At 68.2% G+C, this 15,283-nt stretch carries 16 protein-coding genes and 1 tRNA gene; 10 read left to right on the top strand and 7 right to left on the bottom strand.

Annotated features, from left to right (window positions below; genetic code table 11):
* Positions 1-303: 303 nt before the first annotated feature.
* From JUB11_RS15890 to JUB11_RS15875, 4 genes are all read right to left on the bottom strand, one after another.
* Positions 304-2,427 (bottom strand): hypothetical protein, encoded by a 2,124-nt coding sequence (locus JUB11_RS15890; RefSeq protein ID WP_207459533.1) that lies wholly within the window; start codon positions 2,425-2,427, stop codon positions 304-306.
* The gene (gene flgK / locus JUB11_RS15885) at positions 2,424-3,833 is read right to left on the bottom strand and encodes a flagellar hook-associated protein FlgK (protein WP_207459532.1); all 1,410 of its coding nucleotides are present in this window, start codon (positions 3,831-3,833) and stop codon (positions 2,424-2,426) included. Before flgK ends, JUB11_RS15890 begins: the two co-directional genes overlap by 4 nt.
* 110 nt (positions 3,834-3,943) lie before the next feature.
* A complete protein-coding gene (locus tag JUB11_RS15880; RefSeq protein ID WP_207459531.1) occupies positions 3,944-6,583 on the bottom strand; it encodes a flagellar hook-basal body complex protein in 2,640 nt (879 codons plus the stop codon).
* A gap of 160 nt (positions 6,584-6,743) precedes the next feature.
* Positions 6,744-8,270: a tetratricopeptide repeat protein gene (locus JUB11_RS15875; RefSeq protein ID WP_207459530.1), complete on the bottom strand. Its 1,527-nt coding sequence runs from the start codon at positions 8,268-8,270 to the stop codon at positions 6,744-6,746.
* Positions 8,271-8,390: 120 nt separating this feature from the next.
* Between JUB11_RS15875 and JUB11_RS15870 the strand changes: the two genes are divergently transcribed.
* The 4 genes from JUB11_RS15870 (at position 8,391) to JUB11_RS15855 (ending at position 10,461) form a co-directional block, all read left to right on the top strand.
* The gene (locus tag JUB11_RS15870) at positions 8,391-8,723 is read left to right on the top strand and encodes a DUF1491 family protein (RefSeq protein WP_207459529.1); all 333 of its coding nucleotides are present in this window, start codon (positions 8,391-8,393) and stop codon (positions 8,721-8,723) included.
* 124 nt (positions 8,724-8,847) lie between these two features.
* The gene (locus JUB11_RS15865) at positions 8,848-9,273 is read left to right on the top strand and encodes a YqaA family protein (protein ID WP_207459528.1); all 426 of its coding nucleotides are present in this window, start codon (positions 8,848-8,850) and stop codon (positions 9,271-9,273) included.
* A 13-nt stretch (positions 9,274-9,286) separates the two neighbouring features.
* Positions 9,287-9,763, top strand: coding sequence for a YbaN family protein (locus JUB11_RS15860; protein WP_207459527.1), 477 nt, complete (start codon positions 9,287-9,289; stop codon positions 9,761-9,763).
* A 149-nt stretch (positions 9,764-9,912) separates the two neighbouring features.
* A complete protein-coding gene (locus JUB11_RS15855; RefSeq protein WP_207459526.1) occupies positions 9,913-10,461 on the top strand; it encodes a hypothetical protein in 549 nt (182 codons plus the stop codon).
* A 39-nt stretch (positions 10,462-10,500) separates the two neighbouring features.
* Here JUB11_RS15855 and JUB11_RS15850 read toward each other — a convergent pair whose 3' ends face one another.
* Positions 10,501-11,187, bottom strand: a complete 687-nt coding sequence (locus tag JUB11_RS15850) for an HAD family hydrolase (protein WP_207459525.1) — start codon at positions 11,185-11,187, stop codon at positions 10,501-10,503.
* 110 nt (positions 11,188-11,297) lie between these two features.
* Here JUB11_RS15850 and JUB11_RS15845 point away from each other — a divergent pair, with 110 nt between their 5' ends.
* A complete protein-coding gene (locus JUB11_RS15845; RefSeq protein WP_207459524.1) occupies positions 11,298-11,507 on the top strand; it encodes a hypothetical protein in 210 nt (69 codons plus the stop codon).
* Between the two features lie 245 nt (positions 11,508-11,752).
* On the opposite strand, the gene JUB11_RS15840 is transcribed toward JUB11_RS15845, so the two are convergent.
* Positions 11,753-11,827, bottom strand: a tRNA-Gly gene (locus JUB11_RS15840).
* A 109-nt stretch (positions 11,828-11,936) separates the two neighbouring features.
* Complete coding sequence (locus tag JUB11_RS15835) at positions 11,937-12,290, bottom strand: hypothetical protein (protein WP_348771438.1); 354 nt, start codon at positions 12,288-12,290, stop codon at positions 11,937-11,939.
* Positions 12,291-12,414: 124 nt separating this feature from the next.
* Between JUB11_RS15835 and JUB11_RS15830 the strand changes: the two genes are divergently transcribed.
* The 5 genes from JUB11_RS15830 (at position 12,415) to JUB11_RS15810 (ending at position 15,281) form a co-directional block, all read left to right on the top strand.
* Positions 12,415-13,140 carry a biotin/lipoate--protein ligase family protein gene (locus JUB11_RS15830; protein WP_247887093.1) on the top strand — a complete coding sequence of 242 codons (726 nt, stop codon included), beginning with the start codon at positions 12,415-12,417 and terminating at the stop codon, positions 13,138-13,140.
* Positions 13,119-13,634, top strand: coding sequence for a DUF3305 domain-containing protein (locus JUB11_RS15825; protein WP_207459522.1), 516 nt, complete (start codon positions 13,119-13,121; stop codon positions 13,632-13,634). The genes JUB11_RS15830 and JUB11_RS15825 overlap by 22 nt, the downstream gene beginning before the upstream one ends.
* Positions 13,627-14,280 (top strand): DUF3306 domain-containing protein, encoded by a 654-nt coding sequence (locus JUB11_RS15820; protein ID WP_247887092.1) that lies wholly within the window; start codon positions 13,627-13,629, stop codon positions 14,278-14,280. Before JUB11_RS15825 ends, JUB11_RS15820 begins: the two co-directional genes overlap by 8 nt.
* A 75-nt stretch (positions 14,281-14,355) precedes the next feature.
* On the top strand, positions 14,356-15,075 hold the full coding sequence (locus JUB11_RS15815) for a molecular chaperone TorD family protein (RefSeq protein ID WP_207459520.1): 720 nt from the start codon (positions 14,356-14,358) through the stop codon (positions 15,073-15,075).
* Positions 15,072-15,281 carry a hypothetical protein gene (locus tag JUB11_RS15810; protein ID WP_207459519.1) on the top strand — a complete coding sequence of 70 codons (210 nt, stop codon included), beginning with the start codon at positions 15,072-15,074 and terminating at the stop codon, positions 15,279-15,281. Before JUB11_RS15815 ends, JUB11_RS15810 begins: the two co-directional genes overlap by 4 nt.
* The last annotated feature ends 2 nt before the right edge of the window (positions 15,282-15,283 follow it).

Raw genomic sequence — 15,283 nt, 5'->3', positions numbered from 1 at the left:
ACGCCCGCCATTGCCCAGCAGGTCGCGGCCAACGGCCGCCGCTGGTGGCGCAACAGCGGGATGCTCCTCAACGCCGTCCTCACGATCAAGTGGGCCGACCAACTCGGGCTGCCCAGACTCGCATGACCTCAATCCTTCGAACCGCCCGGTGCGGACCCGCATGCCGGGTGGTGTGGGAGGGGTGCGATCCACTAGGATCGCCCCCTATCCCGATTTCCGCAGCTTGCCTCTCTCCGGCTGGCACCGCCCGCGTGGCCGACCGGAGCCGGACCACGTCAGGTCGAAAGGTTCAGAGAGGATGGTTCAGGCCAGATAGTTCAGAAGGGACAGCTTCTGGGTCCGGCCGGCGACCGTGTAGGCGGCCTCGAGCGCGTTCATGGAGTTGCTGAGCCGGGTCGCGACCTCCGTCTGGTCGATGCCCTCGACGCCGGCGATGCGTTCGGTCACCGTCGCCATGGAGTCCTTGTGAAAGGTCTTCTTCTGCTCCAGCGTTGCGGCGTCCGACGACAGCTTCGCATGGACGGAGCGAAGCTGGTCCTTGGCCTGGGACATCAGTTCGCGCGACTGGGAGACGTATTCCTCGTACTTGCCGGGATTGGAGGCCGCCGCGCGCGCCGCGCGGAACGCGTTGATCAGGGTCTGGAAGGCCGGATCGGTGCTGACGACCCCGTAGGTCACCGAAAAGCCGTCGTCGACCGTCGCCTTGGCCTTTTCCCAGGCCTTCGGATCCTGGCGCTTGGTCAGGTACTCCGTGTCGTAGAAGGGAAGGTCCGGCGGCGAGGCCTTGGGGATGTCCTTGATCATCACCGCCTCCGGCGGCAGGGTCGCCACGGTCACCGTGTTGTCCAGCGATCCGTTGGTCATCTTGACCGAGGTCGAGAACAGCTTGCCCAGGTTCGCGTGTTCCGTCGGCAGGACGCCATCGCTGGTCAGTGTGATGCCGGCACCGCTTCCGGCGGGGTTGATGGTCACCGGCGGCTTCGGGCTCAGATTGTCGAAGACCCCGCGCAGCTTGTCCGCCACATGGTCCACGGTCGTCACGGCGCCGCTCTGGTAATCGTCGGGCGTCACCGTGTAGCTGACCTTGAACTCCTGGAAGGTGGGCAGGTCGTGCGGGGCGTCCGGGTTCTCGTTGTAGTATTTCTGATTGTTGACGTCATCCGGATCGCCGATGGTGACCGTGAATTCGAAGGTATCGCCGATGTCGACGCCCCCGCCATTGACCGTGAAGCTGTCCGTCTGCGAACCACCCGCCACCGCACCGGTCGAGGTGACCGGATCGAAGGAATTCTCGATCGTAGCGCTGTTCTGCACACGGGCCGACACATTGAAGCTGTCGCCGGGGTTGTTGCCGACCAGCGTGATGATGCCGTTCGCGGCGCTGGCGATCAGGGGAAGGGCGGGGTCCGCCTTCTGCATCTGATCCTTCAGCGCGTTGGCCACATCGGTCAGGCTGTCGCTGTTGATCCACTGGATATCGCCAGGTTCGACGTCAGGTCTGCTCGGATCGATGTTCGGCGGCGTGACCAAGGGGAGGACGCCGTCCGTGAGCCCCACCATGAACCGGCGGTCCCCGACCGTCACCTCGAAGACGTCATGAACTTGGCCCCCGGAACCGTTGAAGGTCACCTTGGAGGTCTGCCGGTTCGCCAGCAGGTCGCCGACCGGCTCGGTGGCGTAACGTGATCCGCCGAACAGATAGCGGTCGCCGAACCGTTCGTTCAGCATCTGCTGGATGTCGCGCAGGGCGCCCTCGGCGCGCTCGCGCGTCTCGTTGGCCTGCGGCCATGTGATCTCGAACGAACTGCTCGCGGCGGCCTGGAGATTCTCGAAATCCAGGTTCACCACGGCACCGTCGCCGATCCCGCCGGAAATCTCGAAGTTGTAGCCGCCGCCGTCGCTTGGAGGAACGGTGGCGAGATTGATGGAGCGCATGGTGCGCCCGCCCAGCCCGTCCGTCAGGGTGATGTCGTAGGTGCCGTTGGGGCCGGTGTCCGAGGGCACCGCGCTGACGGTGTATTTGGCGTTGTGGGTGAAGCTGGACAGCTCCGTGTTGACCTTGACCTTCATCCCTTCCGGATTGGAGTTGATGAGGGTGTTCACGGTCGGCGGGCCCGGCTGGAAGGGCATGAGGTTGTTGCTCTGCCAGTCGGAGGCGAGCTTTTCCAAATGCTCGAGCACGACGTCCGTCGCCTTCACGCGGGGTGCCGCCGTGTCGATGGTCTGGACGTAGCTCGTGCGCTGGACCATCTCCGCGCGCAGCTCCAGCAGCTTCTGAGTCTCGGCGCCATAGCCGTTGAGATCGACCGACTTCACGCCCGTCGTCAGCTGCTGGGAAAGCTGGTCGACCTTCTGCTGCCCGTTGGACAGGTTGCGGACAAGGCTCAGATAGCTGGCGTAGCTGCCGACCTGCGTGATCGAACTCATCCGACGATCCTTTCCAGCGCATCAAACATCGTGTTGGTCACTTGCATGACCCGTGCCGACGCGGCGTAGGCGGTCTGGAGCTGCTGCAACATCGCGATCTCCTCGTCGATGTTGACGCCGGTGGTGCTGTGGTAGCGCTCCTCCAGAAGCTGCTTGGACTCGGTGTTCAGGTCGGCCTTGTTCTTGGCGTTGCTGGCGGCGTTCATCCAGGTGCCGGTGATCGCGCTGACCATGCCGCCGTAGGTCTTGTCCTCCAGCTTCAGGCCATCCGCCGCGAGGCTGCGGCCAGGGCTGTTCATGGCGACGACCACGTCCTTGATGGCCGAAGCCTTGATCTTCACCTCGTTGTTCAGGAGCTTCTGGTTCACGGCGAGGGTGAACCGGTCGCTCCCGACGAAGAAGCCGCTGGCCTGCTCGCCCGCGGCGACCGGCTCGGCGTTGTCGTAGGCGTCCCGGAAGCTGGTCGGCTGGCCTTCCTTGGTGCCGCTGGTGAAGGCCTCGGCCAGACCGTCCAGCTGCGAGCGCAGCTTGCGGATCACCTCCGACATAGGATCGGCGCTCGGCGCCGTCGGCGGGTCGGACTTGGAGCCGTCGGCGCGCATGCGCAGCAGGGCGCCGATCTTGCCCTCCTGGAAATGCTGGTTGACGGGGGTGCTCTGGTTGCCGACCACCAGGTTGATATTGCCGCCGTCGAAGGTAAGTTTTGCCGGGTCCGCGTCGGCCAGCGCCAAGCCCGACGGCGTGAAGACGGCGACGCGCCCGTCCGGCCGCGTCACGGTGCGGATGTCGATGTAGGCGCTGAGTTCGCGGATCAGCCCGTCCCGCTTGTCGGCCACCTCGTTCGGAGCCGCCCCTTGCCCCTGGAGCGACGCCATGCCGTCGTTGATCTGGTCGATGTCGCGCAGCAGGCTGTTGACCTTGTCCAGCGAGGTGCCGAGGTCGTCGCGCATCTCCCGCTCCAGATCCTCGGTGCCCTCGGAGACGCGGTTGATCTCGCGGGAGAAGTTGTTGGCGGCCTCCACGAGCTGGTAGGCGGCGACCTCGTTTTCCGGCGTGGCTTCCAGTGTCTTCCAGGCCGCGGCGAATTCCTCGGCATAGCTGTTCAGCAGCGGCTTGCCGTTGGTCGTGCGCATCAGGTCGCCGAGCTTCTGCATGTACTCGGACTGGGTCTGCGCCGTTCCGGCGCGTGCGCTCAGCTCCTGCACCTGGGCGAGCAGGGCGCTGTCCACCTCGCGGCGGTACTCCGTGGTCCGGACGAAGCCGCTGCCGTCCACCATCTGGGACAGCGTGTGCCGCGTCCGGTTCGGGTCGTCCGCCCGCGCGACGTTGTCCGAGACCACCTTGACGTTGGCCTGGATGGTGCGCAACGCCGCGGTCGCGCTTCCGAGAGCACCGAAGAGAGACATGGAGGACCTTTCGCCACCGGAACGGGGCTCCGGCGCCTTGGCCGGAAGTGGAATGGAAGGCCGGGAGAGGCGAGGAGAGGCGGCGCCTGGCCGCCTCTCCGGTCAGCGCGTCAGCGTTTCAGGCCGAGAACTTCCTGAAGCATTTCGTCGGAGGTCGTCACGATCTTCGTGTTGGCGGAGTAGGTGCGCTGCGTGACGATCAGCTTCGTGAACTCGTCGGCGATGTCGACGTTCGATCCCTCGATGCTGCTCGCGATCACGGCGCCGGCACCGTTCGTCTCCGGATCGTTGAAGTTCGGCTTGCCGGCATCCTCCGTTTCCAGGAACACGCCGCCCGCCGCCCTTGCCAAGGCATTGGGGTTGTTGAAGGTGACAATCGGAACGCGGGCAACCAGCTTGCTGCGGCCGTTGTCGTAATTGACCAGAACGGCGCCGTTGTCGCCGAACACGACGTCCTTGAACTGCCCGCGCGGGGAACCATCCTGGACAAGCTGGGTGATGTTGATCTCTTCGCCGGCGAACTGCGTCAGCCCTCCCGGTTGCTGGAACTTGCCGAGGTTGAGCGTGACCTGCTGCGGGCCGAAGCCGTAATCGACGGTGAAGGTCACCGTCGCGTCCCGGCCGGCGCTCTGCGAGGCGCCGCTGACGCCCGTGCCGGTGCCGACCAGGGCCGTGGAGATCGATGTCAGCGTGCCGACGGTTTCGGGCGTCCTGCCGAAGGTCAGGCCGATGTGGGCCGGCGTCTGGCCGGCGACGGCCAGCTGCTCCAGCGTGAACTGCTGGATGGGCGCGTCCGACACCGTTGCGGTCGCGGCAGCGTCACCGGTATTCAGCGTGTTTCCGGCGACCGACGCGCCGGGTCCGATCGCGGCGGCGAAGTAGTTCAACACCTTCGCGGGCGTGTCGTAGAGGGCAGCGTTGGCCGCCGTGATCTGCAGCTCATAGGGGGTGCCGTTCGCCGTCACCGTGTAGGTGTCCCCGACGTCCACCGTCGAGCCGTCGAAGGTGAATTCGCCCGGGACGGCGGTGGGCGTCATCGTGTTCGGGTAGGACGGCGAGGCCGCCGTCTTTGAAATGATGGTGATGACGCCGCCCTGTGCGGTCGCGGTCACCGGCAGCGAGGTGTTCGAATTGATCCGGTTCGCCAGCGCCGCCGAAATGTCCTCCATCGTCATTTCGTCGCCGGTGGTGGTGTAGGTCACCGCCGTGCCGTTGATGCTGAGCGAGTACAGCGTGCCGATGTCGCCGGGCGTTCCCGTCAACGTAACGGTGCGCTGCTGGCGGACGCCCGCGACGTTGGCGACCGAGAAGGAGCCGGTCATCGCGTTCGCCGCCGGCGAGGAGTTGTCGACGTCGTGGGAAACCAGGGTGAACCCGCTGCCCGCCGTGTTGTCCTGGATCGACAGGACGTTGTTGGTCACCGAAGCCGTGACGCCGAGGCCGGCCGCGTTGATGCGGTTCGCCAGCTCCTGGACGACGCCCGTGGTGTTGCCGTAGGTCGCGTAGGTCTGGGCGCGGATGGTCACGGCGATGTCCGTGGGCGTGCCGTTGTCGATGCGGACCCGGAACACGTCGCCGATGTCGATCTGCGGCTGCGGGAAGGTGATCTTGGTGATCGCACCCGCCGTGGAGCTGGCCGGGGTGGTCACCGCGGGGGTCACGGTGTTGTTCGTCGGGGTGACGGACTGGACGCTCTGGCTCACCCTGAAAGGCGTGCCGGCGTTGCGCGCCACCAGCCGGATGGTGTCGCCGGCCACGGTCGCCATGACGGGGGCCGCGGGCGACGCCGAGTTGATCTGGTTCGCCAGCGCGCCGGCCAAGCCTGAGAAGGTGTTGATGGACGCGATGTTTTCGTTCGTAAGCTTCAGGCTGTAGACCGTGCCGTCGACATTGACGCTGTAGGTCTCGCCGACGCGCAGGTTGTCCTGACCGCTGGTGTTCTGGCCCGAGATGCGCACGGTATTGACCTGGGCGACGGCCGTCACGCCGGGGATGTTCTGGCCGAAGGCGATCGTGGCGGGATAACCCTGGAAGGTCCCGTCGACCGGCTTGGCGCTCGAACCCGGCGTGTCGATCGCCAGACGCCAGTCGCTGGCACCCTGCTGGCGCCAGTTGAAGTTGATGGTCCGCGGGTTGCCCTGCGTGTCGAAGATCTGGATGCTGGAGGTCGGGATCTTCACGCCCGGCGCCGGGTTCGCCGGCAGGTTGGCCGACAGGTCGATCTGGTTCGTCGCGACCGGCTTGTCGATCAGCGTGTTCACCTGGATCGGCGCGACCTGGTCCCGGCGCAGTTCGTTGGTGAGCGGATCGACCACCCAGCCGTTCAGCGCGTAACCGGCGCTGTTCACCAGGTACCGGCTCTTGTCCAACTCGAAATCGCCCGCGCGGGTGTAGAAGGTCGCCGAGGCGTCCACCGTGCCGGTCTGGGTCTGCACCGTGCCCGAGGTGTTGCCCTGGGTCGCAAGCTTGGTGACGCTGAAGAAGCCCTGCCCCTGGATGGCGATGTTGGTCGGGCTCTGCACCTGCGTCAGGCTGCCCTGGATGTTGTTCATGAAGACCGGCTGCGCGACCACGCCGCCGGGCGCGTGCAGACGTTGGCTGGACTGCAGCACGAGCGTTTCGAAGGCCGTGTTGACCCGCTTGTAGCCGGTGGTCGAGGCGTTGGCGATGTTGTCCGAGATGTGGCCAAGCGCTTTCGACTGGGCGTTCAGGCCGAGAACGGCGGTTGTCATCGAACCGAAGATGCTCATGGCCGGGGGTCTCCACGGGAAGGGCAAAAGAACGTTGCGCCCCTACAAGCAAGCCGGATGCCAACCGAGAGACATTTCGCAAGATGTTGGAATCTCTTGTTTTTATCCGCTCAATCCGTGTTGGCCTTCCGGAATTTGCCGACCACCGGGAAAGTTTGGCCTAGCGCGGGAGAGGCGGGACGGAAGAAAGCTCCTCCGGCGGCAAGGCAGCCGTCCTTGCGCGCCCCTTGCCGGCTGCGACGCCACGCAGGACCGCGGCGACGGTCGCCAGCGCCGTGTCCCAGTCGCCCGGGCGTGGCTGACGGAACAGCCGCAGGCTCGGGTACCAGGGACTGTCCGGCCGGTCGAGCAGCCAGCGCCAGTCGGGCGCGTAGGGAAGAAGAAGCCAGGCCGGCACGCCCAACGCTCCGGCGAGATGCACGACGGCCGTGTCCACGGCGATGACGAGGTCGAGATGCGCGAGGATTCCGGCCGTGTCGGCGAAATCCCGAACACCTTCCATCACATCGGTGACGGAGCCGGGCAGGCGGGGCAGGGCGGCACGCGAGGGCCCGGCCTGGAGGCTGAAGAAGCGCACCCCCGGCACCGCGAACAGCGGCCGCAGCCGCTCCGGCGCGATGGAGCGGTTGTGGTCGTTCCGGTGCTTCGGATTGCCTGCCCAGACCAGACCGACGCGCAGGGGCTTGGCGTCGCCTGAGGCCGCCTCGGCGTCGAACGGGGCGCCATCGAACCGGGCGCGGGCGCGCCGGACGTCGGACGGGTCGGCGGCGAGATAGGCCTTGGGCGCCGGAATGCCGTCCAGGTCCGTTCCGAAGGCGAGGGGAAGGGTTATCAGCGGGCAATGGCGGTCGTGCGGCGGCGGCTCCGGCCCCTGGACGACGGTTTGCACACCGGGGAGCACGCCCAGGAGGCGGTAGAGCGGGGCAGGGACCTCCAGCACCACCCGGCCACCGGCCTGTGCGACGAGCGGGACATAACGCGCGAACTGGATGGTGTCGCCGAATCCCTGTTCGGCGTGCAGCAGGATGGTCTCGCCCTTCAGCGGTTCGCCAAGCCAAGGCGCCGAATTGAAGCGCTTCCAGCGCCAGGATTCGAACAGCCGCCAGCCGCCGCGCAGGTCGCCCCGCACCAGCCGGCTCACCGCCAGCGCCATTCCGGCGTCGGTGGCGGTGGCGGTGGGGTGGCGGGCCAGGACGGAGGACAGCACCGCCTCGGCTTCCGCGAAGCGGCGCTGGTCGCGGAGGACCGTGCCCAGATTGGTGAGGGTCGCGGCATGGCCGGCGCGCAGGAGCGCCGCGCGCGACAGCCACGCCACCGCCGGCCCATAGCAATTCTCCGCATGGTCCACCGTACCGAGCGTGTCGAGCCCGTCGGCCTGCGTCGGGTCCAGTGCCAGCGCTCGGCGGAGGGCGTGCCTGGCCTCCACCATCCGGCCGAGGCTCCGCAGGGCGCCGCCGAGATGGGCGCAGGCGGCGGCCGAAGAATGGAGGCGGAGGGAGCGCCGGATCCGCGCCACGGCGACGTCCGGCCGGCCGCGCTGGGCTTCCAGGACGCCATGAAGATGCAGGGCGTCGGGCTGTCCCGGCTCCACGGCCAGGACGAGCCGGTACAGCCGTTCCGCGTCGCCGAGGCGGCCGGCCACATGGTGATTGACGGCGGCGTCGAGAGCGTCCAGGAGTGTCGCCATGACCCATCTCTACATCGGGGAGCAATTCAAGGCGAGCGCCGTTTCCCGATGCGCGGGCACGGACCTCCGGATGCTCTGCAAGGTGAGATGCGGCCAAGGACGGACGGGTGCAGGAACGGAATGGACGAGCGGCTTCCCACGGGCCTCTGGGTAACGGCGCACATCCGCGCCGCCGATTCCCAGGGCGTGCCGATGATGGTCCTGCGCAAGGGAGAACCCGGCCGGGGCACCGTGATCCTGAAGATCAACAGGCTGGACGGACGCTTCGCCGTGCTGGTCCAGGTGCGCGAGAAGGAACGGCTGTCCTGGTCGCGCGGCACCGGTCCCGAACCGGTCGAGGAGTCGGTCGCCGATGCCTACATCGCGCGCCAGACGCGCTACGACCCCGACGTCTGGGTGATCGAGGTCGAGGATCGCCAGGGCCGGCACTGGTTCGAGGGCGAGGTCCTGTGACCAAGGCCCGGCAGCGTTCGCCCACCACCTACCCGCCTCACGATGTTTTCCATAATTATGCTTATGCGACTTTTTATCCGCAGCAGGGCGCGTCCGGTCCGGATCGGCGCGGGCGGCCTTTTCCATGATGGACATCGCCGCCTATGGCGGACTGTTCCTGACGGCCCTGCTGGCCGCAACGGTCCTGCCGGCCCAGTCGGAGATCCTGCTGGCCGGGATGCACGCGTCTGGCAAGTACGATGTCGCGGCGCTGGTCCTCGTGGCGACGGCGGGAAACGTGCTGGGCTCGGCCTGCAACTGGGCGATCGGCCGTTACCTCATGCATTTCCAGGACCGGCGCTGGTTCCCCATCCGCCCTGCCCTGGTGGAACGCGCGACCCGCTGGTACAACCGGTTCGGGCTGTGGTCGCTCCTGCTGGCCTGGGCGCCCTTCATCGGCGATCCGCTGACCCTGGTGGCGGGGATCCTGCGGGTGGACTTCCGGGTGTTCCTGCTGCTGGTCACGGTGGGCAAAGCCGCGCGCTACGCGGCGCTGGTGGCCGTGCTTTGACGGCCGCGCACTGATGGAACAGCTCCCCCCGGATCACGCCCACGGCCACCAGGACGCCGCTACAGGGTCCGAGGTGCCGGTCGGAACGGTGCCGCCGGTCCGTCGCCGTCTTTTCCTGGCGCTCGGCTACGCGTTCCTGGGGCTCGGCGCGGCCGGCGCGGCATTGCCGCTGCTGCCGACGACGCCCTTCCTGCTGCTGGCCGCCTGGGCCTTCACCCGGAGCAGTCCGGCCCTGCGCGACCGGCTGTATGCCGACCCGCGGTTCGGGCCGCTGATCCGGGACTGGCAGGTGCATGGCGCCATTCCGCGCCGGGCCAAGGCGGCAGCGCTGGCCGGGCTTCTGTCCAGCTGGACGGTCCTTCTGTTTTTGGGAAGCGGAACGCTGGTCCTCGCAGGGGTTGGCTGCGTGATGGCGCTGGTTGCCGCCTTCATCCTCACCCGGCCGGCAGGGCCGCCACCCGCCGGAAGCGGTTCCGAAGCAAGGCCGTAGCGCGAGCCAGCCGCCGGAGCGGCCGCGGCTGGCCGGAGCAAGAGACCTGCCCAAAGAGGGGGTAGTCTCTTTGCGGGGTTGCGGCGCCGACCACGCGCCTCACCTGAATAGCACCGGTGACGGATATCCGGCACGAGGGTGAGGCAAGCATGCTCTTCGATTTCGAGCCTTCGGGCATCAACGACACCTATCTGCGCCTCACGCGGCGCGGCCTGTCCTGCATCGTAGCACCCGCTGGCGTCTGGAACGGCCTGCTTCGGGTCAACTACATCGTCGCGGGCTCGCCGGGCGGCGCCGACCCGCACATGGTGTTCCGGTCGCCGGATGTCGGCTGGGACGACGGCCGCTTCTGCTGGAAGGGCCGCACCACTCCGGTGACGACCAGTGCCGCCATGGTGGAGATCATGCTGGAACGCGGGCTTGTCACCGATCAGGAGGCGGAGAGCCTGCTGTTCGGCGCGCCCGCCAGCGCCGGCGATGCCGCGACCGACGAGGCATTGATGTTGCGCGCGACACTGCGGGGATGCAGCTTCACGCCGCTTTATGGCGACCGTCCGCTGGCCGAGGGCCCGCCCCCCGTCGTCGGATACGCCCTGCGGACGCTCTCGGACAGCAGCGCCCTCGTGCTGGAGGCACGCGACGGGCTTCCCGTGCTTGATGAGGCCGCCCGTACCGCGTTGAAGCGGCAGCTCGCCTGAGGCCGTCAAGCCGGGCGCCCTGCCCGGCCCATGTCCCGATCAACCTTGCGCGCGGATCCGGCCGTCTATCAGCCGGTCCAGGTTGCGCAGGAGATCCTCCGGATCCCCGTAGACTTCGGCGCATCCTGCCTGCCGCAGTTCTTCCTCGGGGAAGCCGCCGCACAGCACGCCGATGATCGGAAGCCCGGCCTTGGTCGCCGCCTTGGCATCCCAAGGCGTGTCGCCGACCACGACGGCCTGGTCCGGCCCGAGACCGAGCTGTTCGAGTGCAGCCAGGAAGATGTCGGGATGGGGCTTGGAACGATCGGTGTCGTCGGAGGAGGTCTCCGCGTCCGCGAGGCCGGTGATGTCGGCCACGCGCTTGTAGTGCTCCAGCTCGTCCCCCTTGGCCGAAGAGGCGAGCGCGATCCGGATCCCGTCCCGGCGCAGCCGCTCGAACAGCGGGCGGACTCCCGGAAAGCCGCGGACGCGGTCCAGGTATTTCCGGGCGAAGAGGTCATGGCGGAAAGAATCCATGTCCTTCTCGATCCGCTCCAGATCCGCCCGCGGCACGAAGACGGGCATGAGCTGGTCGCCGCCCTTGCCGATCTGCGCCCGCACCTCGTTGAACCCGACCTCGTAGCCGAAATGGGCCAAGGCCTCCTGCCAGGCTTCGGCGTGCAGATCGACCGAATCGATCAGCGTTCCGTCCACATCGAAGATCACACCCCGGATCGCTTCCGCCATCACCCACTCCCCTTGCCGGTCTGCTGCGAACAGCGGGACAGGGCGCGGGTTCCCGCCCGGTGGGTTCCGTGCTACCGTCCGGCACCGATCCGTGTCACGACGCAGAGACCATGGCCGACATCCACCACTTCCGCCGCCCGGCGCCGCCCCGCCGGCCCTTCATCAACAAGGACAAGCTGGTCTGGCTGCTCCTGCTCGCCGGCGGCGTCGCCGCCACCGCCAGCAAGTTCCTGCCGCCGCTCGGGCTTTACAGCACGCTGATCGGCTGCGCGGTGATGTTCGGCGGCTACGCGGCGCTTTTCGACCGGACGCGCGGGTAAGTCCAGCGCCCCGACCGGCGGACTTGGCGCGGCCCCACCACGACGGTGAAATCGAAGCCTGCCGTCACATCGCTCCTTCGTAAGGAACTTGCCCGCCGGCCGGGGCGCGACGCGGAAGAAACCGGCCAAGAGAAAAAGCGGGCAAGAAAAAAGGCCGCTCCCTGCGGGACGGCCCATCACATTCGAATTTTCAAGGACTGGCCGGTCAAGGATTGGCCGGCGCTGGTGCCGGCTGATCCGGAAACTGGAGCGGGCGAAGGGATTCGAACCCTCGACCCCAACCTTGGCAAGGTTGTGCTCTACCCCTGAGCTACGCCCGCAAGCGCTCCAAGCTCCGGCGCGGACTTTCGATCCGCACCGTCCCGGCGTCTCCACCGGTGCGGTGCGGGGCTTATAGGCGGTGCCGAAGGGGAAGGCAAGCGGAAAAAACTACTTCAGTTCCTGGCTGCTCAGGTCCGACGGATTGCCCGACCGGGTCGGTTCCTGCGGGTTGTCCGGGCTGCTCGCCCAGCTGTTCGGGCGCGGCACCGGCCGGCCCTGGAGGTCCGGCGGCGCCTTGCGGACGGCGGCCAGGGCCTGCTGGAGGTCCATGGCGTCGGTGTTCTCCGCAGTCCCGGCGCTCGGCGAACGGACGCCCTGCGCGTTGGGACCGTCGGGCTGATTCTGCTGGACGTTCGGGTCCTTCGCCAGCTCCTGCCCGCGCGTCTCCTGCGACATGGCCGGGGAGATGGCCGAGGAGATGGACAGAAGGGCTGCGACGGTCAGGGACAGGACGGCGCGCACGGGAGATCTCCTTTGCATGACAGCCTCGCTCTCGGAAGAACAACGCGCGACCGCAACAAGTGTCCCGCGCGCGCGTTTCATTTCCGATCTTTTCCACGCGCCGCTCACGAGAATGGCCCCATCCATGTCTTCACCGGACGCCCTTCTGGACACCCCTTCCCTGGACGGAAGCGGCCTGCCGCAGCTTCCACCCTTGTTCCGGCTGGTGCCGCGGCGCGACGGCGGCGCCTTCGCCGCCGCCTGCCGCGATGCGGAGGCCGGTGCGGAGGCCGGAACGCTGCATTGGACGCGCCGGACCGACCTGCTCGACGCCGCCGTCGTGCTGGAACCGGACCGCCCGCTGGCGGACACGCGGCTTGCCCCTTGCGTGGCGATGCTGGCGCTCGCCGACGCGCTGGTGGCGCATGGGCCACCGAACGTGAAGATCGCTCTCGGCGGCCCGGAGGGCGCGCCGGACCGGCTGCTCGTCAATGGGGGGTGGATCGGCGGCGTGCGCTTCGCGGTGCCGGACGGCACGCGGGATCCGGACGTACCAGGCTGGGCGGTCGTCGGCTTCGGGGTGGACACGCTGGGCGACCCGGACGACGACTCGCCCGGCCGGGATCCCACCCGCACGGCCCTGCGGGAGGAGGGGTTCGGGGAACTGGACGCGGCCGAACTGCTGGAGAGCGTCGCCCGCCACTTGCTGGCCTGGATGGACGTCTGGGAGAATGACGGCGACGCGCCGATCCTGCGCGCCTGGAGCCGCGCGCTCGGCGGGAAGGCTGGGGCTGGAACGGCCGCCTTTCCCGCCCGGCCAAGCTGGACCCTGCCGGAAAGGAGCCCGCGATGGACCCGACCGAACGCATGAGCGTCGGCGTGCTGGTCGAGCGCCGGCGCATCGACAGCCTTTGGCAGCCGGAACGCTGGCAGGCCGTGACGGTCCTGCCCGACGCGCTTCCGCTGCCGCCCTGGACCATCCTGGAGGAGGGCGACGGCTGGACCCGCTATTACGCGGGCGCGGTGGAGCTGGAGCTGTTCCGCACGGAGACGGACAACTACAAGCACAATCTCGAAAGCACCCGCCCCTCCGTCTATGTGATCCTGCGCCGTGGCGGCGAGGGGCCGGGCGTCACCCTGCTGGAGGCGACCGTCGATCCCGGCGAGATCGACGCTCATTCCGACGCGGGCGACGACCTGATCGACGCCCTGCCCCTGCCCGCCCCGATCGCCGCCTGGATGCGGGACTTCCTCGCCCGGCACCATGTCGAGCGCCCCTTCCACAAGCGCCAGCGCGACCGCGCCGACACCGAGGCGCTGGGCCGGCGCGTTCCGGTCTCATTCCCGGAGGACGACGATGCCTGACAGCACGGAAGGTTTTCTCGACCGCTGGTCCCGCCTGAAGCAGCGGGCCAGGACCACCGAGGCCGAGGCACCGCTCCCCGCCCTGGTTCCGGACGGGGAAGCGGCGCGGGAGGAGGCCAGGGCCGTGCCGGCCATCCCGCCGGTTCCCGATGAAGCGATGGCCGATTCCGCGCCGGCCATTGCCGGTCCGGAAGCCCTGCCTCCCGTCGAAAGCCTCGGCGAGGGAAGCGATTACACCGCCTATCTCGCTCCCGGCGTGCCGGAATCCCTGAAGGTCGCCGCCCTGCGCAAGGCCTGGTGCAGCGATCCCAAGATCGCCGATTTCCGGGGCTTCGCCGAATATGACTGGGACTGCAACGCCCCCGGCTTCGGGCAGCTCCTGCCCTCCGACAACATCCAGGAGCTGCTGAGCAACTTCTTCCGCGAGGAGGAGCCGGAAGAGCCGGAAACGGCGCCGGCGGCCGAACCGGCGGAGGATCCGCTGCTGGCCGAGGCGGCGGGCACGGACGGCTCTCCCCTCTCCGATCCGGACTCCGATGGCCGGGCTTCCGAGGAGCTGGCCCCCTTGCCACCGCCGGACGGCCTGCCGATGGCCGGCGTCGAGATACCTCCGGAAGGCGATCCCGAAAGCGTTCGCCCAGCATGACCACGGCCGTGAAACCTTTGGGGCGCGGCGCTGTTTGCGCAAGCACGCGGAGAATCTTGGCATCCGGGGTGATGAATGGGGACGCTGGCCGATCATGAGGGCGCCATCGACGATCGCGCCGCGGGACTCGACGATGTGAGGGAGGAGTTCGGCGCGGATGCCGGTGCCGACGAGGCCGATCTGCTGAGGGCGCGGCTCTACACGCTCCTGGCCCAGCTCCTGGCCCGCCCGCCGTCGGCCGAACTGCTCGCCGCGGTCGGCGCGCTCCAGGGCGACGGCGAGACCCCGCTGGGGCGCGCCTTCGATGTCCTGGCGGCGGGTGCGCGCGGCGCCGACACGCAGGCGCTGGAGCACGAGTACAACGCCCTGTTCATCGGCGTCGTGCGCGGCGAACTGGTGCCCTACGCCTCCTACTACCGCACGGGCTTCCTCAACGACCGGCCGCTGGCGCGGCTGCGCGAGGACCTGAGCCTGCTCGGCGTCGAGCGGGCGCCCGGCGTCGCCGAGCCGGAAGACCACATCGCCAGCCTGTGCGAGGTGATGGCCGCCCTGATCGGGGGAGACCTCGGCCCGCCGGACCTGGACGTCCAGAAACGCTTCTACGACCGCCACATCGCCCCCTGGGCGGACCGCTTCTTCGGCGACCTGGAACGGGCGGCCGCGGCGGACTTCTATCAGCCGGTCGGGGTCATCGGCCGGCTTTTCCTGGAAATCGAAACGGACGCCTTTGCCCTGGTCCCGATCGGACCCGACGCGTCCGGCAAAGCAGAACGGCTGGAGGAGCACCCGTCATGAGCCGAGACGACAAGAAGCCGGGAATCGAACGCCGCGCTCTCCTGAAAGGCCTGGGGCTCGGCACCGCCGGCGCCATCGGCGCCGTCGCCGCGGTCAACGCCGCGGCACCTCCCGAGCCGCAGGCCGAAACCCCGGAGGAGCAGCTGAAGGCGCGCTACCGCGAAACCGACCACGTGAAGCGCTACTACGCGCTCAACCGGCTCTGAGG

The organism is Azospirillum sp. SYSU D00513 (assembly GCF_017356015.1).
In the GTDB taxonomy this organism is placed as follows: domain Bacteria; phylum Pseudomonadota; class Alphaproteobacteria; order Azospirillales; family Azospirillaceae; genus Azospirillum.
The sequence above is the reverse complement of the archived record's forward strand: the minus strand, read 5'-3'. Positions and strand labels throughout refer to the sequence as shown.